This window comes from Phytopseudomonas flavescens (assembly GCF_900100535.1).
GTDB classification, from domain to species: domain Bacteria; phylum Pseudomonadota; class Gammaproteobacteria; order Pseudomonadales; family Pseudomonadaceae; genus Aquipseudomonas; species Aquipseudomonas flavescens.
The window spans coordinates 53,265-76,241 of the sequence record NZ_FNDG01000017.1 but is presented as its reverse complement, the minus strand read 5'-3'; the positions used below and the strand labels follow the sequence as shown (position 1 = coordinate 76,241).

Genomic DNA, 22,977 nt, shown 5'->3' with positions numbered 1-22,977 from the left:
TTGCAGCTGGCGTGCATTGTCACCCGGCAATGGCCGGCGACACCCTGTTCATCCGCACTACGAGGAAGGCAAAGCGATGGTCAGTTATTGTGCGTACGCACCATTCAGGGGCATGGCGGTCAGTCAGGCTCGAGCAGCCCGAGGCCCAGGGACAGCTGTAAACGGCGATCCAGGCGGGTCAGCTCCACGCCGCTGAGTTCGGCGATGCGCTCGAGGCGATAACGCAGGGTATTGCGGTGGATCCCCAGGGCCGCTGCACAGCTCTGCACCTGGCCATCATGGGCGCACCAGGCTTCGAGGGTGTCACGAAGCGCCCCATTGCCATCCTGGGCCAGCACCTGTTTCAACGGCGCCAGCCAGCCCTGCAGCAACCAGCTGTTGCGCTGCGCATAGAGCAACGTCGGCAGGCGATGCTCTTCCAGGCAGATCAGGCGCTGGGAGGGATAGCGCGCCTGGGCGAAGGCCTGCAGATCACGCAACGCCAGACAGGCCTGGCGCAATTGCCCAAGGGACTGCACCGGGTCGCTGACCAGCAGGCGGGCCACGCCCCAGCCGCGCTCATCGGCACTTTCCAGCCAATGGCTATCGGCACGGCCGGCCGCGAGCGGTCGGCACCAGAGCAATTCGCGCGTCCCCAACGGCGCGCACAGTTGCTCGCTCTTGCCTGTCAGCGCAGCGAGCAGGCGGGCCTGCTGCGCCAGGGCTTCGCCCTGCTCCTGCAACTCCAGCAGACACACCTGGCGCGGCCAGCCGAGCACCAGCCCCTGGCGCTCGGCATCGGCCGCCAGCGTACCGAGGGCAACCGTCGGGTCGAACAACTGGCGCAGCCAGGCATCCAGCTGATGCCGCTGCCAATGGCGCTCGGCCTGCACCTGGCGTTGCTCGACCAGCATTTCCGCGGCCATGCGCACCAGCTCGGCATAGGGCCGCACCACCTCGGGCGCCCCGGTAATGCCCAACACGCCGATCAGTTCGTCTGCATGCAGCAGCGGCAGGTTGACCCCGGGGCGCACGCCACGCAGACAGGTCGCGGCCTGCTCGTCGATTTCCACGACGCGGCGATTGGCCAGCACCAGTTGTGCACCTTCATGTCGGGTATGCAGCCGCCCGGGATCCCCGCTGCCGATGATCATGCCCTGGGCATCCATCACGTTGATGTTGTACGGCAGGATGGCCATGGCTCGGTCAACGATATGCTGGGCCAGGGTGGAGTCGAGTTCGAGCATTGCGCGGCCTCCGGAAAGGAAGCCGCCATTGTAGGCAGAATCACAGGCAGGTGCCGCCGTGGCGGTATCAGGGGGCCAGTCGCTGGCGCAGCCAGGCTTCACCCTCGCGGCGGTAATCGAGACGGTCGTGCAGGCGGCTGGCACGGCCCTGCCAGAATTCGATGCGCTCGGGCAGCAGGCGATACCCGCCCCAGTGTGACGGGCACTCGGGAGCCTGGTCGGCGAAGCGTCGTTCAGTCTGCGCCAGCAGCCCCTCGAGCTCGGCACGGTCACGGATCACCCGGCTCTGCGGCGATGCCCAGGCCCCCAGGCGACTGCCCAGCGGGCGCACCTGGAAGTAGGCGTTGGACTCGTCAGGCGAAACCCGCTCGACGCGCCCTTCGATACGCACCTGGCGCTCCAGCGTCGGCCAGAAGAAGGTCATCGCCGCGAAGGGGCTGGCCTGCAACTGCTCGCCTTTGGCGCTCTGATAATTGCTGAAGAAGGTGAAGCCTTGGTCGTCGAGCCCCTTGAGCAGCAGCACGCGGCAGTGTGGACGGCCACCGGCATCGACCGTGGCCAGGGACATGGCGTTGGGTTCGACGGGAAGTTGCTCGGTTTTCACCGCATCGCCGAACCAGCGTCTGAACAAGGCGAGGGGCTCCAGCGGAGCCTGGTCCTCGCTCAATCCGTCACGGGTGTAGTCACGGCGCATGTCGGCCAGGGTCTGAGTCATGAGAGTGCTCTCGGAAGCGACAAAGACCCTAGTCTAAAGGTGTAACTGTTATTTGGCTTGATCTGCGGCAACCACTTTCTTGGCATCGGCCAGCTTGGTTTCGCTCTTGGCTGCAGGCTTGTCGGCCTTGGCCACGGCCTTGGCGGCAGGTTTGGCTGATGCCTTGGCAGCAGCTTTCGCCGCTGGCTTGGCGGATGCCTTGGCCACGACCTTGGCTGGGGATTTGCTCGCCGCCTTGGCTGCAGGTTTTGCGTCAGCCTTGGCTGCCGGCTTATCGGCAACGGCGACGGCAGTGGCGTCGGCAGCAACGGGAGCCGGCGCCGGCCTGCTGTACTGGGCGATCAGCGCACGCAGGGTGTCCTGGCGGGTCAGCAGGATTTCCACACGACGATTCAGTTCACGGCCATTGGCACTGTCGTTGGCTGCACGCGGCATGTCCGGACCCATCCCCTGCACCATCAGGCGATCCTGCTTGAGGCCACTGAGACGGAAGATGGCGGTGAAGGCACGTGCGCGCTCGTGGCTGAGCTCGCGGTTGGTCTCCAGCGAACCGCTGCTGTCAGCGTGGCCCAGTACCAGAACCCCGACCTTGTTGTCCTTTTCCAGGACCTTGGCGACGCGGGTGATCGGGCCGAGGGTGACCGGCAGCAGCATGCCTGGACGATCTGGGTTGAACGAGCCCTTGACCGGAGCGGTGACCACCAGCAGGTTCTCGCGTCGCTCGATCTCGAAGTTGCTGCCCTTGATCGCCTCACGTACCAGCGGCTCATACTCGTCGAGCCAGGCCTGGGTGACCTCGGGCGGTGGCATTGGCGCCGGCTTGGGGTCTTCTTTCTTCTCGAACAGGGAGCAACCTGTCAACAGTACGCAAAGCGCCAGCGCGCAAGTCTTGTAGGAAAGCATCGGTTATCCACGTCTAGTCGGTCGGAGTCACCCGGAGAGCCCGGAGTCAGCAGCCAAAATCCATATTACGCAAGAGTTTAGCTCAGGTTCTTAAAAACACTTGCATAAGATACCCGCAAGTTTCTGTGCTCGCGGATCCATTAAGACGAACGGCCCCAGATTATTCGTGACGAAACCCACGGCGACATCGCGCTGCGGGTCGGCGAAACCGGTGGAGCCCCCCGCACCGGGATGGCCGAACGCATGGGGGCCCATACCGTAAGTGGCATTGGCAACGGCAGGCTGATCGAGCATGCAGCCGAGGCCGAAACGCGTCGGCGTGAGCAGCGTCCTGTCTTCACCGAGACTGTGCTCCCGGGTGAATTCGGTCAGCAGCTCGCTGTCGAGCAGGCTGCCATCGAGCAGGCCAGTGTAGAAACCGGCCAGGCTGCGGGCATTGCCGTGGCCATTGGCGGCAGGCTGCTGCATGCGCCGCCACTCCGGGTTGTTGGTGCTGGTCATGATTGAGGGCGGGTTGGCGAACGCCCGAGTGGTCAGGGCCTTGGCATCGCTCATCATGGTCTTGAGCAGGCGTTGGGCGGCAGCATCGCCGACATTGCCCTTGCCACGGGTAATGGTCGCCACCCGGTGGAATTGTTCGTCGGCCAGGCCGACATGAAAGTCCAGCCCCAGGGGCTTGGCGGTGCGTGCAACGATGGACTCGCCGGGGCCACGCCCTTCAATACGCCGTAACAGCTCCCCGACCAGCCAGCCGAAGGTGATCGGCGCATAACCGTGGCCTTCGCCGAGTGCCCACCAGGGGGCTTCGGCCGCCAGCGCGTTGGTCATGGTCTGCCAGTCGTAAAGGGCTTCGGCCGGCAGACTATCGCGTATCGCCGGCAACCCGGCCTGATGGCTGAACAGGTGGCGCAAGGTGATGCGCTCCTTGCCCGCGGCCGCGAACTCCGGCCAGTAACGGGCTACCGGAGCATCCAGTTCCAGCTTGCCTTCACCGACCAGTTGCAGAGCGGTGACTGCCGTGAAGGGCTTGGTGCAGGAAAACAGGTTGAGGATGGTATCGCTGTGCCAGGCCTGCTGGCCGTCCTTGTCGGCGACCCCCGCCCAGATATCCACCACGGTTTCGCCGCCAACCTGAACGCAGAGCGCTGCACCGCGCTCCTGGGGATCGTCGAAGAATTCGGCGAAGGCGTCTTTCAAAGCTTCGAACTTGAGGTCGAAGTAACCCTGAATCTGCACTGCTTGCTCCTGCGAGGCAGGCGCCAGGCTCGCCCGGCGCCCGGGTGATTAGGGCTTGGCCGCTTCGGCCGGCTTGGCTTCAGGCTCGGTTGCCGCGTCCTGGGCAGGTGCGGCCTCGGCCTGTGGCTCCTTGGCTGCGTCCTCGAGCACCTTGGCTGGCACGCGCAGGTTGGCCTTGCGTACTGCCTTGACGAAACCGTCCCACGGCCTGTCGGTGATCGCCACCAACCCCAGGTGCCCGTTCTCGCCGTCGAGCAGGCGACCGGTCACCGGTTGATCGAGGTACTGGAACCAGTGCACACCGACGATCTGCGGCTCTTCCAGCGCCTTGTCGAGGAAGTGCGCATAGGCCGGGCCGCGCTCTTCTTCCTTGTAGACCTCGGACACGCCCCCCCAGAACGGGCCGCGGTCACGGGAACCGAAGTGAAACTCGGTGACCAGCATCGGCTTGTCGAGTTTGCGCAGGGCCTCGAAATCGTAGCCGTGCTGCGGCTCGCGGGTGTAGAAGTTGAAGCTCAGTACGTCACAGTACTGGGCACAGGCTTGCACCGCCTCGGGGATGCTGGCCGAGAAACGGCCGCCAAGCAGCAAGTGGTTGGGCGTGTGCCAGTCGAGCGAATCGGCGATGGTCTTGAAGTAGGTGTCCGCGAACAGGCGCAGGAACCGCTGCATGTCCTTTTCGATGGCCGGGTAAGCCGGATTGATGGGCGGCGCCTGGAAACCGGGATCCTCCATCAGTTCCCAGGCCTGCAGCTCGATCCCCCAGGCTTTCGACAGCCCCTGCTGGTTACGGTACTTGTCACGCAGCTGCTTGAGGAAGGCACGCTTGGCGGGCACATCGGTGGTCAGCCGCAAGGTCGCGTAGGCCAGCGCGTAACGCGACAGCGGATCGTCCGCCGGACCGGCCCAGGCCAGTTCGTTGTCGGCGTAATAGCCCATGACCCAGGGATCGTCACGATGGTCGCGGGTGGCGATGGCGATGGCGCGCTCGGCGGCCATGGCGAAACGCGGGTCGAAGGGGTCGGGCATGCCACCCCACCAGTCGATGCCGGTGCTGATGGTGGCGTAGTCGCCGTGAATGGACAGCGGGATGCTGTACGGCATGCGCTTGTCGACGGCGAAGTCGTTTTCGCTCCAATTGCCCAGGGTATTGAACCCCCAGGCCTGCAGGCGATTCTGCGCACGCTCGCGCCAGGCCTTCGGCTCTTGGGCACCGTAGGTGCGCTGCAGGTTGGCAGCATAGAAGTCGTACCAGCGCCCGCTGTCGAAATCGCGGCCACGGTTGGCGCCGGTATCGGCCTGGTTATCGCTGCTGCCGTAGAACGCGGCCAGTGGCTCGCCTTCAGCCGGCAGGGCGCTGAACATCTTTTCACGGCCTTCGATATAGGTCTGGCTCTCGCTGCCGGTAACGGTATTCACACCCAGGGAATAGAATGGGTTGCCCTCGGGGGTGATCAGGAACCAGCGACCTGCCCGTTTCTCGGTGCGGAAGAAGCCACTGGCCTCGAAGGATGGCCCGCCGATCCAGCCACCGTAGCTGTCCTGCCGAGGGCGATCAGCCTGCCAGGCCTGCAATTGCTTGTCTTCCTCAGCCACACCCTGGCGCAACTGATCGTCGTTCTTGACCTTGCCCGGCCAATCGCGGCGGGTGAACTGGCCGTAGCCATCGATGATGCCACGGTAGGCGTCTTCAAGATCGGCGCTGCCGCGCACGCCGAAGCGCCCCAACAGCAGGTGCTGGGCAGCTTGCGGATTGGGAATGGAAAGCGTCACCGCGGTGACCTTGGCCGGATCGATCTCACCCTTCACGGTTTCCGCCAGCAGCAGCAAGCGACCGTCATAACGCCATGGCATCACCACTCCGGCCCTCATCCCCTGGGCGCGCGGCGACGTCGCCCCCAGCGGCACCAGCAACGTCTGCGCAGGCCCGGCCGGCAGTGCCACCTGGCTGGTCAGGCGCTTGCCGTCGGCGCTTTCAATGGTCACATCGACGGTCAGCGCCCAGTCCATGGCATTCTGCACACGCAGACTCATGGCGCTCGACTCCGACCAGTCCCAGTGGCCGCTCTGTGGCGTCAGGCGCAAGGTCGGACGTTCACCCGGATTGAAGGTGGCGCGGCGCAGAATCTCTCCCTGAGCGGCGCTTTCCGCGGTAACGCTGGGCAGGTAGGCGTCTTCGCCAGCAATCTGCACGGCATCCATCGGGCGCACGAAGTTGAACAGTTCCTGGCGCTCCGCAGCACTGCCCATGGCTGGCAGGCCGAGCAGCGCGGCCAGCGCCAGGCGCCCCATCGCCCGGGGCTGTCGAGGGCGGACTGCCGCGCTACACAGCGAGAGTATTTTGGAAACCAGTCCCTCGGAGCACGCGTGCGCTTCGCACGGCACCGAACGATCGGCCGACAGCAGCCAGGTGTTGACCTTCAAGACCCCTTCTCCCCGCAACTCGACGAATTGAGCACAGCCCGCGACAATCCCGCCACGAGCCCTCTGCCGCGCTTCACGCGCGAAGCGGCAATAGTGCGCCAGATGGGTGCCTGACCGCAAAGCCCGCATGTCGATTAAGGGCTGATTCGGTGCATGTTTTTCAACGCCGTCACAGGGACAGCACTCAGGAGATTTCCCGACGGAACGGCGGCAATGCGTTGAGGATCGCCTTGCCGTAGCGCTGGGTGACCACCCGGCGGTCCAGCAGGGTGATGGTGCCGCGATCCGCCTCGGTGCGCAGCAGGCGTCCGCAAGCCTGTACCAGGCGCAGTGACGCGTCGGGCACGGAGATTTCCATGAACGGATTGCCGCCGCGGGCCTCGATCCACTCCGCCAGCGCGGCTTCCACGGGGTCGTCCGGCACGGCGAAGGGAATCTTGGCGATCACCACGTGCTCGCAGTAGGCCCCGGGCAAATCGACGCCCTCGGCGAAACTGGCGAGGCCGAACAACACGCTTTCCTCGCCGCTGTCGACCCGCGCCTTGTGCTTGTTGAGGGTTTCCTGCTTGGACAGATTGCCCTGGATGAACACACGCTTGCGCCAGTCGCGCTCCAGGCCATCGAACACGTCCTGCATCTGCCGACGCGAGGAGAACAGCACCAGGGTTCCCCGCGACCCCTGCACCAGTCCTGGCAACTCGCGGATGATCGCTGCCGTGTGCTCGGCGGCATTGCGTGGGTCGGCCTGCAGATCCGGCACCCGCAACACGCCGGCGTCGGCATGATGGAACGGGCTCGGCACCACCGCGGTCACGGCCACCTTCGGCAAGCCGGCACGCATGCGATAGCGGTCGAAAGTGCCCAGCGCGGTGAGTGTCGCCGAGGTCACCAGCGCGCCGTAGGCCACGTTCCACAGGTTGCGCCGCAGGGTCTCGGCGGCGAGGATCGGGCTGGCATTGACCTCGATATCGAACAACGCGCCACTCTCGGCCAGGGTCAGCCAACGCGCCATCGGCGGGCTGCCCTCTGGGTCTTCGCTGGTGAACGCCAGCCACAGCTCCCAGGTGCCCCTGGCCCGTGCCAGCAGACTGCCGAACAACGGGTACCACTCTTCTGCCTGATGGCTGGCGATACCATTGCCGGCCTCGCCATCCATGGCTTCCTTGAGCTTTTCGGTCACCCCGGTGAACAGGTCGGTGAGTTTGGAAAAGCCCTTCTTGAGCTCCAGGCCCAATTCGATCAGGTGTTCGGGCACCACGCCGCCGATGAAGCGATGGCGCGGCCGCTCACGGCCTTCCATGTCCTCGCCCGGTTTGAAGTCAGCGACCTGCTCGCAGGCACTGAACATGAACTGCTGATGGGTCTTCAGCTCGCGTGCCAGTTCCGGCACCTGCTCGATCAGCCGACCAAGGTCGCCCGGCAGGGGATGCTGGGCCAGCAGCTTGCTGAGGTTCTTGGCGATCTGCTCCAGCCAGTCGGCGGTGGAACGCAGCCGGGTGAAATGGGCGAAATGACCGATGGCCTTGTCCGGCAGGTGGTGGCCTTCGTCGAACACGTAAAGGGTATCGCGCGGGTCGGGCAGCACCGCGCCGCCCCCCAGGGCCAGATCCGCCAGCACCATGTCGTGGTTGGTGACGATCACATCGACCTTGCCCATGCCCTCGCGGGCCTTGTAGAAGGCGCACTGCCCGAAGTTGGGGCAATGCCGGCTGGTGCACTGGCTATGGTCGGTGGTCAGTTGTGCCCAGCGACTGTCTTCCAACTCCTGGGGCCAGCTGTCACGGTCGCCGTCCCATTTGTTGCCGGCGAGTTTCTCGATCATGGTGGTGAAGAGCTTCTGCCCTGCCTCGTCCACGTCGATACGAAAACCCTCCTCCTCGAACAACTGAGCGGTGGAGCTTTGCGCCTGCCCCTCCTGCAGCAACACGTCGAGTTTCGACAGGCACAGGTAGCGGCCCCGGCCCTTGGCCAGCGCGAAGCTGAAGCTGAGGCCGCTGTTGCGCATCAGATCCGGCAGATCCTTGTGCACGATCTGCTCTTGCAGGGCCACGGTGGCGGTGGCAATCACCAGCCGCTTGCCCGCCGCCTTGGCAATGGGAATGGCTGCCATGCCGTAAGCCACCGTCTTGCCGGTACCGGTGCCAGCCTCCACCGCGACCACGGCAGGCTCGCCCAGGCGGCGCTCCTCGTCGTCGGTCTTGATAGTCCCGAGTACCTTGGCTATTTCAGCGATCATCAGACGCTGCCCATAGCGCGGCTTGAGCCCCTTGGACTCGAGAAAACGGGAATAGGCGCCCTGGATCTGGGACTTGAGTTCGGTACTGAGCATGAGGAACTTAGGCTAAAAAGGCTGGATATATTTTCAGTGTTTGCAAACGGCCGCTATCATAACGCGCCAATCGCCTGCGCGCTGACTCGCTTGCCGAAACCGGATGAAGCGCAGCGCCTGGCCGGATCGTCCGCGAGCTGCTCGGCGCCCCGTGACCGGCCACCTGGGTGGTGCCGGCGTCGATCGCCCAGCACGACATGACCAGGCCTGTAACCGGAGTACCTGAATGCAACCTTATTCGCTCGTCTATTCCCTGCACCTGCTCGTGGCGCTGATCTGGGTCGGCGGCTTGTTCTTCGCCTGGGTGGTACTACGCCCCGCCAGCGCCGCCACATTGCAGCCCGCCGAGCGGCTGACACTATGGCTGGACGTGTTTCGGCGTTTCTTCGTCTGGGTGTGGGTGGCGGTTCTGGTGCTGCCGATCAGCGGCGTCGGCATGCTGCACATGGGCTTCAGCGGCTTCGATGGCGCGCCACGCTATGTCCACGTGATGACGGGGGTGTACCTGGCGATGCTGGCGCTGTTCCTGCGTATCCAGGCCTTGCAGGTGCCAGCGCTGCGCCGTGCAGTGGACGCCCAGGACTGGCCCGCCGGAGGCGCCGTGCTAAGCCACATCCGCCGCCTGGTGGCAATCAACCTGTCACTGGGACTGGCAGTCGTGGCGATTGCCGCCGTGCGCCCGAGCCTCTGAAAACAGGCCCGCCAGCGCTCAGAAACGTACGATATCCAGGCGCCCGTCATGCCCGGCCGCGCCGGCCTGGCCTGCCATGCCGGGCCTGCCATCTCGAGCCCCGCGGGTGCTGTAGATCCAGCAGCCCTTGCTCGCCCCACCCGCGCCAGCGCTCCCCGCGATGCCAGCGGGGCCGCCCGCACCGCCTTCGAGCCGGGCCTGCAAACGCTCGACGGGGAAATCCGCCGGGACTTCCAGCCGTACCTGCCCACCCGGTGCGCCGGGCTGCCCATCGGTACCATTCTGACCGTTATGGCCTTCGCTGGCCTGCCCCCAGGCACAACCACCCGCTTTGCCGTCGGCACCGTCCAGGCCGGCGTAGCCGGGAGCGCCACGGCCACCGCGGGCATCGAGCGACCACGACTCGGTGTTGACCGCCTGCAGACGAATGACCAGCGTGCGCCCGGGTATCGCCGCGTGCTGGGCGGTACCGGGCGCGCCCGGTGCGCTGATCTGCGCACCAGACGCGATATCGCCGGAACGTACGTCCAGGTGCAGGCTGTGAGTGGACGGCGCAATGGCGATCTGCGCGTTGCGGCCCAGGTACAGCTCGTCGACACGCAACTCGCTGACCCCGACCGGAACCAGCAAAGTGCCGTTATCGGCAATCGTCAGTCGGTTCAGTTGCAGCACGCTGCCCTGCGCAGGCAGCCGCATGAAGTGGTGAGAGTCGACCTCGATGACTGCCTCGGCCAACGCCAGTAGCGGGCAGCACAGCGCGGCCAGCAGGATCAGCTTACGCATGGGAGGCCCCCTCGGGGTTCGGTTGCACGGCCGGGAGGGCGGCCTTCGGCAGCGTCCACAGGTGGAAGATGCCGAAAACCAGCACCTGGACCCGCGCCACGGCCACTCGCGGCTGGGCACCGAGCAGGCCATTGAACAGTGCCAGCTCGACGGCATGCAGGGCCAGCACCGCAGCGCCGGCAAGCGTCAGCCACTGGGCGAAAGGTTGAGCGTATGGATCGATCAGATTGGCGAGCACGACACACCAGAACAGTGTTGCCAGCAGTTTACCCAGCCCCGCGATAGTCTTCATTGCCCGCCCCGACCGCCGATGATTTTGCGGCACATTACTGCGTTTACGGGTAAGGAGACCAGTGGGTGGTACGAAAACGATGCCCATTGCGCGGCACCGTACGCCTGACCGGCGTGAAGCCGGTCAGGCGCATCACGAACGACGAGAGCGGCTTATGGCCGTGCTTCGACTTCCGCTTCAACGCGACGGTTGATCGCGCGGCCCTCTTCGGTAGCGTTGTCGGCGACTGGACGGCTTTCGCCATAGCCGACGGCTTCCACGCGAGTGCCACCGACACCGTACTGGTTGACCAGTACGTCGCGCACGGCCTTGGCACGGCGCTCGGACAGCGCCTGGTTATAGGCGTCGGTACCCACGGAGTCGGTATGACCTTCGACCACGGTGGACGTCTGCGGATATTGCTTCATGAAGTCAGCCAGGCTCTGGATATCACCAAGGCTCTGTTGCTTGACCTGAGACTTGTCGAAATCGAACTTGACGTCCAGCTCGACGCGCACCGCATCGGCGACCGGCTCGGCAACCACCGGTTCTTCGACGATGGTCTCCTCGACCAGTACCAGCTCTTCCTGACCGTCCTCGCCATGCACCCAGCAATAGGCAGCGGCGAAGCCGGCACCGATCACCGCGCCACCACCCGCCCAGGCGGAACTTTCGATGGCACCCAAGGCAGCGCCACTGACGCCACCTACCGCGGCGCAGGTCGGCCAGTCGGATTTTTGCACGCCGGCACACCCCGTCAGAAAGGTGGACGCAATGATCAGGGGTACCGCTTTCCTTGTAATACTCATATGCAAGTCTCCTAATGGGAATCGGTGCAAAAACCGACACCATGGATTAAAGACGCCCGTTTTAGAATCTGCCAGACAGCGTTACGACTGCTGTGCAGAACGAACAGTTCTAGTTGATTGCATCCACGCGGGGTAGTCTTTTGTGATTCTTTCGAGGTCTTCGATGAGCCACATCATTTCTCCACGCACACCGCAACAATCGCTGGCCGCTCTACTTCAACGGTATGCGCCCGAACGCCTGCTGCTGATCGGCGCCAGCGAGCAACCTGCCGTCGATGCCTTCAGCCAGGCGCACCCACGGAGCATGATCGCCCACTGCGCCGTCGGCGCCTTGCCAGCGGAGCTGGCCGGGCAGCGTTTCGACCTGGCCGTTGTCGTCGACTGCCTCGAGCACTTGCCCAAGCGAGACGGCCTGCAACTGCTCGGAGGCATACGCAATTTGAATGCCAATCGCATGGCCGTGCTGGTCGATCTGCAGGCCAGTGGCTGGAAGGACACCGACTTCTTCGCCCTCGCGCTGAACATCAGCGAGCGCTTCGCACGGGATGAGCAAGTGCTCAGCCTGTTCACCTACGACCTGCTGGAATACAAACAGGCCCCCGATTGGCTGAATGCCAAGTTCTGGGCCAACCCGGAAAACTTCGGCAAATACTGGTGGTGACGATGCAGACCAGAGCCCCGCAAACCGGCTGCCCCTGCGGCAGCGGCGACGCCTTGCCGGCCTGCTGCGGCCGCTATCATGACGGCGCACCAGCCCCCTGCGCGCAAAGCCTGATGCGCTCGCGCTACAGCGCCTACGTGCTGGGCAACATCGATTACCTGCTGGCAACCTCGCTACCGGTCCAGCAGGCGAAGCTGGACGTCGAAGGCATCCGCGCCTGGAGCTTGCAGAGCACCTGGCTGGGCCTCGAGATCGAACATTCGGAACTGTTGGGAGGCCAACCGGAACATGCCCGGGTCACCTTCGTCGCCCGCTGGCATGACGAAACAGGTGAGCACAGCCACCGGGAACGCTCCGCTTTCGTGCAGAACCAGGGCCGTTGGTACTTCATCGACCCCAGCGTGGGCCTGCAGGCCGGGCGCAACGATCCCTGCCCTTGCGCCAGCGGGCAGAAATTCAAGAAATGCTGCGCCGGCTATCTATAAGAAGGCAGGCAGTTGAAAAACCAACTCGGCTCCGCTTCCTGCCTCGCCCGTTTTTATGGCCTGCCCTCCCTGGCCACCCTGCGGGCCGTCGCAAGCGACGTTGAAAATGGCTCCCGGCCATTTTTCAACGGCCGGTTAGACGAGCTTGAGGTGCGAGATGTCCGGAGCCACTGCGGCGGGCTGAGCCTTCGCCTGCCCCATATCGCTGCCCACCGGGGCGAGGCTGAACCGCGACAGATCCAGCGCAGGCTCGGGTACCTCGGCCACGGCATCCTGCAGATCTGCGCCGAGGCCGGCAACGCCGAAGTCCGGCGCATCGACCTCACTGAAGGCCGCCATGTACTCGTCGCGCGGCACCACCTGCAGGCGTGCCCGTGGCTCGCCTGCCATCCGGGTGGGCGGTTCGGCTGGCGGCGGCGCCAGTTCGATTTCCTCGATGACCGGCAGCTCGGTGTCGACCACTTCGACCCGTGCGCCGGCACGCTCCAGCGTGCTGCGGTACTTCTCGGCAGCGGCTTCGTCCAGATTGTTCTTGATCACCACTCGCCGTCCGGAAAACAGCTGGGCGATACGCTGGGCATCGGCCTGGAACAGCTTGGCCAGGTTGGCCTGTACGACGTCCAGCTGGGCGCCGGGCACCAGCTCACCGGAAAATGCGATTTCATATCGCGCCATCACCACACTCCTTTCTGTCGTTTCGTGCCGCGCCCTGTGCAACGGTAATAAAATCTGAATGCATGCAGGCCAGTATGCCCGAGCTTTCCGCGCCCACCACGCCTCCGTTGCCCATTCGACGTACGCCTCACCAGGCCTGATGCGTGGCCGCGAGGCGGCTCACGCGGAAATGTTAACAGCCCCTAGGGCAGCCAAGCCGTCTCTTGTTACACTGAGGCCTCGAACGGAGTATGAAATGTTTTCTCAGGCGCAAATGATAAGAATTCTTAGCCTAATGGTATTCCTTGGCCTGGGCTCGACACTGGGCGGCTGTTCGACGTGGCTGTCCGACGATTTCGAAGACCCTGACGTTCGCCTCGTGAATGTCGACGTGATACGAGCCAAGCTGCTGGAACAGCGCTTCGTACTGCGTTTCCGTATCGACAACCCCAACGACGTCAGCTTGCCGGTGCGTGGCCTCAGCTATGTGGTACACCTCAACGAGGTGAAACTGGCCGAGGGGGAATCGGAGGTCTGGTTCACGGTGCCCGCCAGTGGTCATGTCGAGTTCGACGTTCCCGTGCGCACCAACCTGTGGCGCCATGTTCGCCAGGTGGTGGCATTGCTGGAGCAACCGGATCAACCCATCAGTTACCGCCTGCAGGGCGAGGTGACAACCGGATTATTCTTCGGCCGCCGCGTGCACATGGCGCGCAATGGCGAGATAATTCCCGGTGATTTCATCCCGGAGTGACCTCGCAATGACCCAGCAACCCCACGTCCACGGCCCAGACTGCAACCACGATCATGACCCTGCTCACGACCACCATCATCACGGCCACGTGCATGGCCCGCATTGCAACCACGCCCCTCATGAGCCGGTTCGCAACACCCTGAAGGACGTCGGCCGCAACGACCCCTGCCCGTGTGGCAGCGAGAAGAAGTTCAAGAAATGCCATGGCGCCTGACCCGCTGCCGATCCTGCTCGCCGTTCTGATCCTCGCCGCCCTGGCTCTGTACGCTGTCCATCCGGGCCGTCGGGCCTGGGCCAGGCAACGTCGGCAGGCAGACGCTCGCCACTGGGGCGCCAGCGTCTGCACGACGATCTGGGGATGCCGGCCCTCTCCCTGCTCGGCTGCCAGCTATCACGGATCGACGGTGCGATTCGCACCAAGGTGCTGCCCGACCGGGGGGCTGATCGCCCGCCCCTGATCCCAGTCGGTGACGAGCGTCGCACCGATCATCGCGCCACTTGCCAGGCGCCATGCCTCTCTCTACCTTTAGCGCCATTCCGGCCCGCCCACCACCCTTTCCCGCTAGGAGTCCGCCGCATGCTGCCGCGCGCTTTCCGTTCTCTCGCCCCCCTGAGCGTCGCTGGTATCCTGACCGGCATGGTCGCGCTGAGCGGTTGCCAGTCGATGCTCGACAGCCGCTACGGCGACAGTGTGCACCCGGATCAGGGCACCTTTCGCGTCCAGGGGCTGGCGCAGACCGCTTCGGTACGCCGCAACCCCCTGGGCATGCCGCTGATCGAAACCCACAGTTTTCACGATGCCCTGTTCACCCTGGGCTACGTTCATGCCAGCGACCGCCTCAGCCAGATGGTCAGCCTGCGCCTGATGGCCGAAGGTCGCCTGGCGGAAATGGCTGGCCCTGGCGTGCTGGAGATGGACAGGTTCATGCGCGCGGTGAACCTCAAGAAGAGTGCCGAGGTGCTCTACAAGAATGCCTCGCCACGGATGAAGGCGTTCTTCGACGTCTATGCCCGGGGCGTCAACGCCTACCTGTTCCGCTACCGCGACAAGCTGCCGATGGACCTGGCCGAGGCCGGCTACCGGCCGCCGTACTGGAAACCAGAAGATTCGGTGATGATCTTCTGCCTGCTCAATTTCGGCTTGTCGGTGAACCTGCAGGAAGAGATCGCGGCACTGACCCTGACCCAGAAGGTCGGCGCCGAAAAACTGCCCTGGCTGTTGCCCACCTACCCCGACGAGCCCTTGCCATTCGAGGAAGCCGAAAAGCTCAAGGGCCTGGCACTGAGCGGCAGCATTCCTGGCCTTCAGGCGGTGAAGACAGCCGCCGCCCAGGTGTCCGAGCGGCACATGCTCGGCGTCGCCGCCTCGAACAACTGGGCCATCGCCCCCTCGCGCAGCCGCAGCGGCAAGAGCCTGCTGGCCAACGATACCCACCTGCCGATCGCGCTGCCCTCGGTATGGAGCTTCGTACAGATTCGCGCGCCGAAATTCCAAGCCTCCGGGGTAACGGTCGCCGGCATGCCGGCGGTGGTTGCCGGCTTCAACGGCAAGCTGGCCTGGGGCATGACCATGGTCATGGGCGACAACCAGGACCTGTTCCTGGAACAGGTGAAGCGCGAAGGCAATCGCCTGCTGTACCTCGCCGATGGCAAATGGCAGCCGGCCCAGCAGCGCCAGGAAACCTTCTTCATCAAGGGTCAGCAGCCGATCCGCGAGACGCTCTACGAAACCCGTCACGGCGCGCTGCTCAACAGCGTGCTGGGCGAACGCAAGCACCCGCTGCAGCCACTGCAAGTGCAGAGCGGTTACGGCCTGGCGCTGCAGACCACCCAGTTCGAGAACGACGCCAGCCTGGACGCCTTCTTCGACCTGTCCCGCGCCAAGTCGGTGGAACAGGCCTTCGAGGCAGCCCGGGAAATCCGCGCCATGCCGCTGAACCTGGTGTTCGCCGATGCCGAGCACATCGGCTGGCAGGTCACCGGGCGCTATCCCAATCGCCGCGGCGGCCAGGGCCTGGTGCCGTCACCGGGCTGGGACAGCCGCTACGAGTGGGATGGCTTCGCCGACCCGATGCTCCATCCCTACGATCAGGATCCGCAGCAAGGCTGGCTCGGTAGCGCCAACCAGCGCAGCGTGCCACGCGGTTACGGCATGCAGCTGTCCAACTCCTGGTACGCCCCGGAACGCTATGAGCGCCTGGCGCAGCTGGCCGGCAATGGTCGCCACGACACGCCAAGCATGATCGCCATGCAGTACGACCAGACCTCGCCCTTCGTCGCCAAGCTGCAGAACATGTTCGAAGCCCAGAACATCGCCGGACCGTTGCGCCAGGCCATCGACCGCCTGGCCGAACCCCAGCGAGGCAAGGCCCGTGAAGCACTGAGCCGGTTGATGGCCTTCGACGGCAAGCTCTCCGCGACCTCGGCGGACGCTGCGGTGTATGGCGCCTTCCTGCACGAGAGCGCGCGGCAGATCTTCCTCGACGAGCTTGGCCCGGAAACCTCGCCAACCTGGCAAGCACTTGTGGACACGGCCAACCTCTCCTATTCGGCTCAGGCCGACCACCTGCTCGGCCGCGACGACAGCCCCTTCTGGGACGACCTGCGCACCGCGCAAAAGGAAGACAAGCCGGCGATTCTCGCCCGCAGCCTGGCTGCCAGCATCGAGCTGCTCGAACAGCGCCTGGGCGGTGAACGCACCGCCTGGCAGTGGGGCAAGCTGCACACCTACGAGTGGCTCAGCGGCAGCACGCAGATGGCGCCCTACCTGAGCACTGGCCAGCGGGCCAGCATCGCTTCGCTGAAAGGCTATCTGGACCGAGGCCCCTACCCCGCGGGCGGTGACGCCAGCACGCTGAACGTCTCTGCCTACAACTGGGGCCAGGACTTCGCGACCTGGCTGATCCCGAGCATGCGGCTGATCGTCGACTTCGGCCGCGCGGAACCGATGATCGGCGTGAACAGCGCCGGGCAGTCCGGCAACCCGGCCAGCCCGCACTATGCCGATGGCATCGAGGCCTGGCGGCGTGCCCAGTACCTGAGTTTCCCGATGCAGGAACAGAACCTGCAGAAAACCTATGGCAGCAAACGCCTGTTGCTGACGCCGTGACGCACTACCCGGATGCGTAACGCACCAACAACGCGCAGAGAACCACGCGTATCAGGCGTAGCCGACGCAGCATCCAGTACCAGGATGCCGGCTGCGCCGAAGCTGCCACGCCGGGACAGGACGCAGGCCCGCGCAGGCTGACGATAACCCGTTGCCTGGTGCGCAGGGCCGTTTCCGGCCTCCCTGCCACCACACCAGGCCGTCCTCGCGAAATTGGCACACTCCCTGCTCATGATCCTGCACACATAAAGCACGCCGGTAGTCGGCAGAGCTGCCCGAAACGAATCGGGATCGGACAAAGGCGTCCTTGCACCCACGGTGCAGGACGCTTTTTTTGTGCCCTGCCATCCCTGGCAGGCCCCTTACCGGCCGTCGCGATTCATTCAGGGCCACGGAGGTAGCGGATGAAACGCTTGAAACTGGTGGTGATCGGCAATGGCATGGCCGGTATACGCACGCTGGAAGAGCTGCTGAGGATCGCCCCGGACCTGTACGACATCAGCGTGTTCGGCGCCGAGCCGCACCCCAACTACAACCGCATCCTGCTGTCGCCGGTGCTGGCGGGCGAACAGACCTTCGCCGATATCGTGCTCAACGACCTGGACTGGTACGCCGAGCACGGCATCCGCCTGCACCTCGGCCGCCAGGTGATGCAGATCGACCGTGTCCATCGCCGGGTGATCGCCGATGATGGCAGCAGCGCCAGCTACGACCGCCTGTTGATCGCCACTGGCTCGCGGCCGTTCATCCTGCCCATACCGGGCAACGCCCTGGAGGGCGTGATCGGCTACCGCGATATCGCCGACACCCGCCGCATGCTCGACAGCGCCAGCCGGCACCGCCACGCGGTGGTCATCGGCGGCGGCCTGCTCGGCCTGGAAGCGGCCAATGGCCTCACGCTGCGTGGCATGGATGTGAGCGTGGTACACAACGGCACCACCCTGCTGGAACGCCAGCTCGACGAGCGCGCTAGCAGACTGCTGCAGAACGCCCTGGAACGACGCGGCCTGCACTTCGCCCTGGGCAAGCAGACCGCCGAGCTGATCGGCACCGACAACGGCCGGGTCGCCGCCGTGCGCTTCAGCGATGGCAGGCAACTGCCCGCCGATCTGGTGGTGATGGCCGCCGGCATTCGCCCCAATATCGAGCTGGCCCAGCGCGCCGGTCTGCCCTGCGCCCGCGGCATCCTGGTCGACGACACGCTGCAGAGCTTCGACCCCCGGGTGTACGCGGTGGGCGAATGCGTCAACCACCGTGGCGTCGCCTACGGGCTGGTGGCACCGCTGTTCGAACAGGCGCGGGTGTGTGCCAGCCACCTGGCCATGCAGGGCTTTCGCCGCTACCTCGGCTCGCTGACCTCCACCAAACTCAAGGTCACCGGTATCGAGCTGTTCTCCGCAGGCGATTTCGCTGGCGGCCCGGGGACGCAGAGCATCGTGCTCGACGACCCGATCACCGGCAGCTATCGCAAGCTGGTGCTGAAGAACGATGTGCTGGTCGGCGCCTGCCTGTATGGCGATACCGCCGACGGCGCCTGGTATCTGCAACTGATCCGCGAAGGTCGCCAGGTGGCGGATATCCGCGACATGCTGATGTTCGGCGAGCACGCGGTGAGCAGCCTGTCCTCCGCCTGCAGCGCCGAGCCGATTCTCCTGCAGGGAGCGGCCTGATGGGTGCTCAGGAACTCAGCGGGGTGACACACAGCACCGCATCGACCTGCTGTTATTGCGGCGTCGGCTGTGGCGTACTGATCGAGCACGACGGCGAGCGCATTCTCGGCGTCAGCGGCGATCCCGCGCACCCGGCCAACTTCGGCAAACTGTGCAGCAAGGGCGCCTCGCTGCACCTGACCGGCGACCTCGCCGCCCGCGCCCTGTACCCGGAACTGCGCCTCGGCAAAGACCTGGGCCGTACCCGTAGCGACTGGGGCAGCGCCCTGGATCACGCCGCCGAGCGGTTCGCCGAAACCATTCGCCAAAACGGCCCGGACAGCGTGGCCTTCTACATTTCCGGGCAACTGCTGACCGAGGACTACTACGCCTTCAACAAACTGGCCCGCGCCCTGATCGGCACCAACAATATCGACAGTAACTCGCGCCTGTGCATGTCCTCGGCCGTGGTCGGCTACAAGCGCAGCCTGGGCGCCGATGCGCCGCCCTGCTCCTACGAAGACATCGAGCAGGCCGACACGCTGCTGATCATCGGCAGCAACATGGCCTATGCCCACCCGATCCTGTTTCGCCGTCTGGAGGCGGCCAAGGCCGGCAATCCGCAGATGAAAGTGATCGTCGTCGACCCGCGGCGCACCGATACCTGCGACCTCGCCGACCTGCACCTGGCCATCGCGCCCGGCAGCGATGTGGCGCTCCTGCACGGCGTGCTGCACCTGCTGCTGGAACAGGGGCGTATCGACCATGCCTTCATCGCGGCACACACCGAAGGCTTCGACGCCCTGCAAACCCTGGTCGCGGATTACCCGGCCAAGCGCGTCGCCGAACTCTGTGCGATCGACGAAGCGGACCTGCGTCGCTGCGCGGAGTGGATCGGCAGCTCACCACGCTTTCTGTCGCTGTGGTGCATGGGCGTCAACCAGTCCACCGCCGGCAGCGCGAAGAATGCCGCGCTGATCAACCTGCACCTGGCCACCGGGCAGATCGGCAAGCCCGGCAGCGGCCCCTTCTCCCTCACCGGCCAGCCGAATGCCATGGGTGGCCGGGAGACCGGTAGCCTGGCCAACCTGCTACCCGGCCATCGCGAAGCCGCCAACCCGCAGCACCGCGCCGAAGTCGCCGCCTACTGGGGCGTCGAGGCACTGCCGGAAACACCGGGCCTCAGCGCCATCGAACTGTTCGAGGCGCTGGGCAGCGGCAAGGTCAAGGCGCTGTGGATCGCCTGCACCAACCCGGCCCAGTCCATGCCGGACCAGCACCGCATTCACAAGGCCCTCAGCGACTGCCCTTTCGTGGTGGTGCAGGAAGCGTTCTTCACCACTGAAACCTGCCGCTACGCCGACCTGCTGTTGCCCGCTGCCAGCTGGGGCGAGAAGGAAGGCACGGTGACCAACTCCGAGCGCCGCGTCAGCCGCGTGCGCCGTGCCGTGCCGGCACCTGGCGAGGCGCGGGCCGACTGGTCGATCACCTGCGATTTCGCCAGGCGCCTGGAAACCCGCCTGCCGGACATGCCATCCGGGCATTTCGCCTTCGAGACGGCCGAGCAGTTGTTCGAGGAATACAAGGTCCTGACCCGCGGTCGAGATCTGGATCTGTGTGGCCTCGGCTACGCCCTGCTGGAGGCAATCGGCCCGCAGCAGTGGCCGCTTCCCGAGGGGAAGCAAAGCGGCACCCCACGCCTCTACGGCGACGGCCGCTTTCCGAGCGCCAACGGCCGCGCGCGTTTCATCGCCGAGGCTTACCAACCGGCCAAAGAGCGGCGCGACAGGCACTACCCCCTGAGCCTCAACACCGGGCGCCTGCGTGATCAGTGGCATGGCATGAGCCGCACCGGCACCGCAGCACGGCTGTTCGCCCATGTCGCAGAACCACTGCTCGACCTGCACCCGCAGGACATGGCGCAGCGGCACCTGCACGACGGCCAACTGGTCGAGGTAAGCAGCCGCCGTGGCACGCTGGTGGTGCGCGTACAGGCCGACAAGGGCCTGCAACAGGGCCAGGCGTTCCTGCCCATGCACTGGGGCGACCGCTTTCTCAAGGGCCTGGGCATCAACGCGCTGACCTTGCCGGCGTTCGATCCGCTGTCGAAACAGCCGGAGCTCAAGCACGCCGCCATCGACGTACAGCCCATCGACCTGCCCTGGACCTTCCACGCGCTGGTCGAAGGCGATGTCCAGCGGCGCCTGGAAGCCCTGCGCCCGCTGTGCGAAACCTTCGCCTACGCCAGCTTCGGCCTCGCCGGCCGCGAGACGTCGGCACTGGTGATGCGCGTCGCCCACCACCACGCGCCGGATGCCGGGCTGCTCAAGCAACTCCAGGAAAAACTGGGTTTGCACGAGGGTCCGGTGATCCGTTACGACGATCCTCATGGCGACCCAGGCTGCCTGCCCGTTCACAAGCGCGTGCGTATCGACGGCGGTCGCCTGACGGGCTTCTCGCTGAGCGGCGAGACCCGCGCCCGCGGTTGGCTGCATGACCTCTGGCAAAACCGGGTTGCCCTGGATGACGACAATGGCCGGCCCCTGCGTCGGTGGCTGCTGGCGCCGGTGGACGGCCCACCCGGCGAGACTCGCCAAGCGGGCGGCAGGATCCTGTGCACCTGCCTGAACGTCAGCGACAGCGCCGTACGCGAGGCCATCCAGCGCGGCTGCGACCTCAATGCGCTCAAGCAGCATCTCGGTTGTGGTACCGGCTGCGGCTCCTGCGTGCCGGAAATCAAGCGCCTGCTGGCACAGCAGCGCATGGAAGCCTAGCGACCTGGTCGCTGCCCGCGCAGGCTGGCTCGTCGCGCCGAGGCAGGGGTTCCCGACGGATCCGTACACATGCCTGTAGCAGGTCGGTTGGACTGCTATTTGCACCGTTCCAGTTCAACCGTGTTGCCGGAAAGACTGCCCCCATGCCTGACGCCACGATGCCTGCCGCCCTGCGTTTCATGCTCGCCGCCCGCCGCTGCGAGCTGCAGGGCCTGGAAAGCCTGTCCGTCACCTGCCAACTGGTGACCCATATCAGCCAGTTGGTGCACCAACTGCAAAAAGAACGCGGTTTCTGCAACCTCTACCTGGGCAGCCAGTCGAGCCATTACCTGCAGCAACTCGATGCACTCAGTGCCGAATCGGCTGCGGTGGAGCGTCAGGTACACCAGTGCTTCATGGCCATGGATACCGCGCAGGCCAATACGGCGGACCGGGCACGCCTGTTCAACCGTATCGCCTACGTGCTGCATGGCCTGGACGAGCTACCGGGCCTGCGTCGCCGCATCCGTGAGCTGCAACCCACGACGCGCCAGGCAACCCAGGCGTTCACTCGCCTGATCGGCGGGTTGCTGGCCGTGGTTTTCGAGGCTGCCGATACCGCCGTCGACCCGGGCATCACCCGGCTGCTGGTGGCCATGTTCAACTTCATGCAGGGCAAGGAACTGGCCGGCCAGGAGCGTGCGGCCGGGGTCGAGGGTTTCTCCCGCGGGTTCTTCGACGCTGAATTGCAGGAACGCCTGCAGCAACTCCAGGACGGTCAGGAGCGCTGCTTCGAGGTGTTCAGCGAGTTCACCGAGAGCGAGGCGCTCGCCCTGTGGCAGCGCATTCACGCCGGTGAGGCCGTCGAACAGGTCACCCGCCTGCGCGTTATCGCCCGGCGTACCGCGGCCAATGCCAGGGTCGATCCAGGTCTCTGCGAGCTGTGGTTCGAACTCAACACGCGGCGTATCGACGCCATGAAGGAGGTGGAGAATCATCTGGCCGAACGCCTGCTTGCGCATTGCCGCAGCAGCATCGCGCAGGCCCATGCCGACCTCGACAACCACCGCACCTTGCTGGGGCGCCTGGCGCAGATGGACGCCGGCAGCGACCAGGCATTGCTGTTCAGCGTACACAGCAGCACCCTGGACAGCGCCCCCCGGGATGCCGTGGGCAATCACCTGGCGCGCTCGGTGCTCGACCTGCTGCACGCGCAGAACCAGCGCCTGCAGCGGGTCAGCGACGAGCTCAAGGAAACCCGCGAAACCCTCAACGAGCGCAAGCTGATCGAACGGGCCAAGAAACTGCTGATGCACGACTACCGCCTCAGCGAGGAGGATGCCTACGCACGCCTGCGGCAGTCAGCCATGGAGCGCAGCATGCGCCTGGTGGATGTCGCCCAGAGCCTGCTCGCCTTCGCCGCCCGCAAGGCCCAGGAGAACCCGCACGGCGACATGAGCAGGCGCGGCTGAGGGAATCGCCCCGGTATCGCTGCGCTCCGCCACAAGCTACCGCCCCCTTCTGG

Annotated in this window: 19 protein-coding genes; 9 read left to right on the top strand and 10 right to left on the bottom strand. The window is 65.2% G+C overall.

What is annotated here, in order from left to right:
• Nucleotides 1-119: 119 nt before the first annotated feature.
• From BLR94_RS19735 to dinG, 6 genes are all read right to left on the bottom strand, one after another.
• Complete coding sequence (locus tag BLR94_RS19735; protein WP_084307716.1) at nt 120-1,226, bottom strand: sugar diacid recognition domain-containing protein; 1,107 nt, start codon at nt 1,224-1,226, stop codon at nt 120-122.
• A gap of 67 nt (nt 1,227-1,293) precedes the next feature.
• Nucleotides 1,294-1,941 carry a pyridoxamine 5'-phosphate oxidase gene (gene pdxH, locus BLR94_RS19730; protein ID WP_084307717.1) on the bottom strand — a complete coding sequence of 216 codons (648 nt, stop codon included), beginning with the start codon at nt 1,939-1,941 and terminating at the stop codon, nt 1,294-1,296.
• A 48-nt stretch (nt 1,942-1,989) separates the two neighbouring features.
• Nucleotides 1,990-2,844: an OmpA family protein gene (locus BLR94_RS19725; protein ID WP_084307718.1), complete on the bottom strand. Its 855-nt coding sequence runs from the start codon at nt 2,842-2,844 to the stop codon at nt 1,990-1,992.
• Nucleotides 2,845-2,934: 90 nt separating this feature from the next.
• The gene (locus BLR94_RS19720) at nt 2,935-4,080 is read right to left on the bottom strand and encodes a serine hydrolase domain-containing protein (protein ID WP_084307719.1); all 1,146 of its coding nucleotides are present in this window, start codon (nt 4,078-4,080) and stop codon (nt 2,935-2,937) included.
• Nucleotides 4,081-4,128: 48 nt separating this feature from the next.
• Nucleotides 4,129-6,372 (bottom strand): beta-agarase, encoded by a 2,244-nt coding sequence (locus BLR94_RS19715; RefSeq protein WP_084307720.1) that lies wholly within the window; start codon nt 6,370-6,372, stop codon nt 4,129-4,131.
• A gap of 316 nt (nt 6,373-6,688) precedes the next feature.
• A complete protein-coding gene (gene dinG, locus BLR94_RS19710) occupies nt 6,689-8,833 on the bottom strand; it encodes an ATP-dependent DNA helicase DinG (RefSeq protein ID WP_084307721.1) in 2,145 nt (714 codons plus the stop codon).
• 226 nt (nt 8,834-9,059) lie between these two features.
• Here dinG and BLR94_RS19705 point away from each other — a divergent pair, with 226 nt between their 5' ends.
• Complete coding sequence (locus tag BLR94_RS19705) at nt 9,060-9,524, top strand: CopD family protein (protein ID WP_084307722.1); 465 nt, start codon at nt 9,060-9,062, stop codon at nt 9,522-9,524.
• Nucleotides 9,525-9,542: 18 nt separating this feature from the next.
• Here the strand turns inward: BLR94_RS19705 and BLR94_RS19700 are convergent, their stop codons facing one another.
• The 3 genes from BLR94_RS19700 to BLR94_RS28325 all read right to left on the bottom strand — a co-directional run bounded on the left by BLR94_RS19700 (nt 9,543) and on the right by BLR94_RS28325 (nt 11,387).
• Entirely contained in the window at nt 9,543-10,307 is a 765-nt protein-coding gene (locus tag BLR94_RS19700; protein WP_084307723.1) for a collagen-like triple helix repeat-containing protein, read from the bottom strand.
• Nucleotides 10,300-10,599 carry a DUF1145 domain-containing protein gene (locus BLR94_RS19695; protein ID WP_084307724.1) on the bottom strand — a complete coding sequence of 100 codons (300 nt, stop codon included), beginning with the start codon at nt 10,597-10,599 and terminating at the stop codon, nt 10,300-10,302. The genes BLR94_RS19700 and BLR94_RS19695 overlap by 8 nt, the downstream gene beginning before the upstream one ends.
• Before the next feature lie 152 nt (nt 10,600-10,751).
• Nucleotides 10,752-11,387: an OmpA family protein gene (locus BLR94_RS28325; RefSeq protein WP_084307725.1), complete on the bottom strand. Its 636-nt coding sequence runs from the start codon at nt 11,385-11,387 to the stop codon at nt 10,752-10,754.
• Between the two features lie 163 nt (nt 11,388-11,550).
• Between BLR94_RS28325 and BLR94_RS19685 the strand changes: the two genes are divergently transcribed.
• Nucleotides 11,551-12,048, top strand: a complete 498-nt coding sequence (locus BLR94_RS19685; protein WP_084307726.1) for a DUF6231 family protein — start codon at nt 11,551-11,553, stop codon at nt 12,046-12,048.
• Between the two features lie 2 nt (nt 12,049-12,050).
• Nucleotides 12,051-12,533 (top strand): YchJ family protein, encoded by a 483-nt coding sequence (locus tag BLR94_RS19680; protein ID WP_084307727.1) that lies wholly within the window; start codon nt 12,051-12,053, stop codon nt 12,531-12,533.
• 135 nt (nt 12,534-12,668) lie between these two features.
• Here the strand turns inward: BLR94_RS19680 and BLR94_RS19675 are convergent, their stop codons facing one another.
• Nucleotides 12,669-13,208 (bottom strand): hypothetical protein, encoded by a 540-nt coding sequence (locus BLR94_RS19675; protein ID WP_084307728.1) that lies wholly within the window; start codon nt 13,206-13,208, stop codon nt 12,669-12,671.
• Between the two features lie 235 nt (nt 13,209-13,443).
• Here BLR94_RS19675 and BLR94_RS19670 point away from each other — a divergent pair, with 235 nt between their 5' ends.
• From BLR94_RS19670 to BLR94_RS19645, 6 genes are all read left to right on the top strand, one after another.
• Nucleotides 13,444-13,941 (top strand): LEA/WHy family protein, encoded by a 498-nt coding sequence (locus BLR94_RS19670; protein WP_084307729.1) that lies wholly within the window; start codon nt 13,444-13,446, stop codon nt 13,939-13,941.
• 7 nt (nt 13,942-13,948) lie between these two features.
• Complete coding sequence (locus BLR94_RS19665; protein ID WP_084307730.1) at nt 13,949-14,155, top strand: SEC-C metal-binding domain-containing protein; 207 nt, start codon at nt 13,949-13,951, stop codon at nt 14,153-14,155.
• Between the two features lie 423 nt (nt 14,156-14,578).
• The gene (locus BLR94_RS19660) at nt 14,579-17,050 is read left to right on the top strand and encodes a penicillin acylase family protein (protein WP_420492698.1); all 2,472 of its coding nucleotides are present in this window, start codon (nt 14,579-14,581) and stop codon (nt 17,048-17,050) included.
• 404 nt (nt 17,051-17,454) lie between these two features.
• Nucleotides 17,455-18,720, top strand: coding sequence for an NAD(P)/FAD-dependent oxidoreductase (locus tag BLR94_RS19655; protein WP_084307732.1), 1,266 nt, complete (start codon nt 17,455-17,457; stop codon nt 18,718-18,720).
• Nucleotides 18,720-21,473, top strand: coding sequence for a nitrate reductase (locus BLR94_RS19650; RefSeq protein WP_084307733.1), 2,754 nt, complete (start codon nt 18,720-18,722; stop codon nt 21,471-21,473). The genes BLR94_RS19655 and BLR94_RS19650 overlap by 1 nt, the downstream gene beginning before the upstream one ends.
• A 143-nt stretch (nt 21,474-21,616) precedes the next feature.
• Nucleotides 21,617-22,924: a nitrate regulatory protein gene (locus BLR94_RS19645; protein WP_084307734.1), complete on the top strand. Its 1,308-nt coding sequence runs from the start codon at nt 21,617-21,619 to the stop codon at nt 22,922-22,924.
• The last annotated feature ends 53 nt before the right edge of the window (nt 22,925-22,977 follow it).

Excerpts from the sequence above, each read along its gene's own strand:
- BLR94_RS19735 (WP_084307716.1), bottom strand. The coding sequence starts at position 1,226 with ATGCTCGAACTCGACTCCACCCTGGCCCAGCATATCGTTGACCGAGCC.
- pdxH (WP_084307717.1), bottom strand. The coding sequence starts at position 1,941 with ATGACTCAGACCCTGGCCGACATGCGCCGTGACTACACCCGTGACGGA.
- BLR94_RS19725 (WP_084307718.1), bottom strand. The coding sequence starts at position 2,844 with ATGCTTTCCTACAAGACTTGCGCGCTGGCGCTTTGCGTACTGTTGACA.
- BLR94_RS19715 (WP_084307720.1), bottom strand. The coding sequence starts at position 6,372 with ATGGGGCGCCTGGCGCTGGCCGCGCTGCTCGGCCTGCCAGCCATGGGC.
- dinG (WP_084307721.1), bottom strand. The coding sequence starts at position 8,833 with ATGCTCAGTACCGAACTCAAGTCCCAGATCCAGGGCGCCTATTCCCGT.
- BLR94_RS19705 (WP_084307722.1), top strand. The coding sequence starts at position 9,060 with ATGCAACCTTATTCGCTCGTCTATTCCCTGCACCTGCTCGTGGCGCTG.
- BLR94_RS19700 (WP_084307723.1), bottom strand. The coding sequence starts at position 10,307 with ATGCGTAAGCTGATCCTGCTGGCCGCGCTGTGCTGCCCGCTACTGGCG.
- BLR94_RS19695 (WP_084307724.1), bottom strand. The coding sequence starts at position 10,599 with ATGAAGACTATCGCGGGGCTGGGTAAACTGCTGGCAACACTGTTCTGG.
- BLR94_RS28325 (WP_084307725.1), bottom strand. The coding sequence starts at position 11,387 with ATGAGTATTACAAGGAAAGCGGTACCCCTGATCATTGCGTCCACCTTT.
- BLR94_RS19685 (WP_084307726.1), top strand. The coding sequence starts at position 11,551 with ATGAGCCACATCATTTCTCCACGCACACCGCAACAATCGCTGGCCGCT.
- BLR94_RS19680 (WP_084307727.1), top strand. The coding sequence starts at position 12,051 with ATGCAGACCAGAGCCCCGCAAACCGGCTGCCCCTGCGGCAGCGGCGAC.
- BLR94_RS19675 (WP_084307728.1), bottom strand. The coding sequence starts at position 13,208 with ATGGCGCGATATGAAATCGCATTTTCCGGTGAGCTGGTGCCCGGCGCC.
- BLR94_RS19670 (WP_084307729.1), top strand. The coding sequence starts at position 13,444 with ATGTTTTCTCAGGCGCAAATGATAAGAATTCTTAGCCTAATGGTATTC.
- BLR94_RS19665 (WP_084307730.1), top strand. The coding sequence starts at position 13,949 with ATGACCCAGCAACCCCACGTCCACGGCCCAGACTGCAACCACGATCAT.
- BLR94_RS19660 (WP_420492698.1), top strand. The coding sequence starts at position 14,579 with ATGGTCGCGCTGAGCGGTTGCCAGTCGATGCTCGACAGCCGCTACGGC.
- BLR94_RS19655 (WP_084307732.1), top strand. The coding sequence starts at position 17,455 with ATGAAACGCTTGAAACTGGTGGTGATCGGCAATGGCATGGCCGGTATA.
- BLR94_RS19650 (WP_084307733.1), top strand. The coding sequence starts at position 18,720 with ATGGGTGCTCAGGAACTCAGCGGGGTGACACACAGCACCGCATCGACC.
- BLR94_RS19645 (WP_084307734.1), top strand. The coding sequence starts at position 21,617 with ATGCCTGACGCCACGATGCCTGCCGCCCTGCGTTTCATGCTCGCCGCC.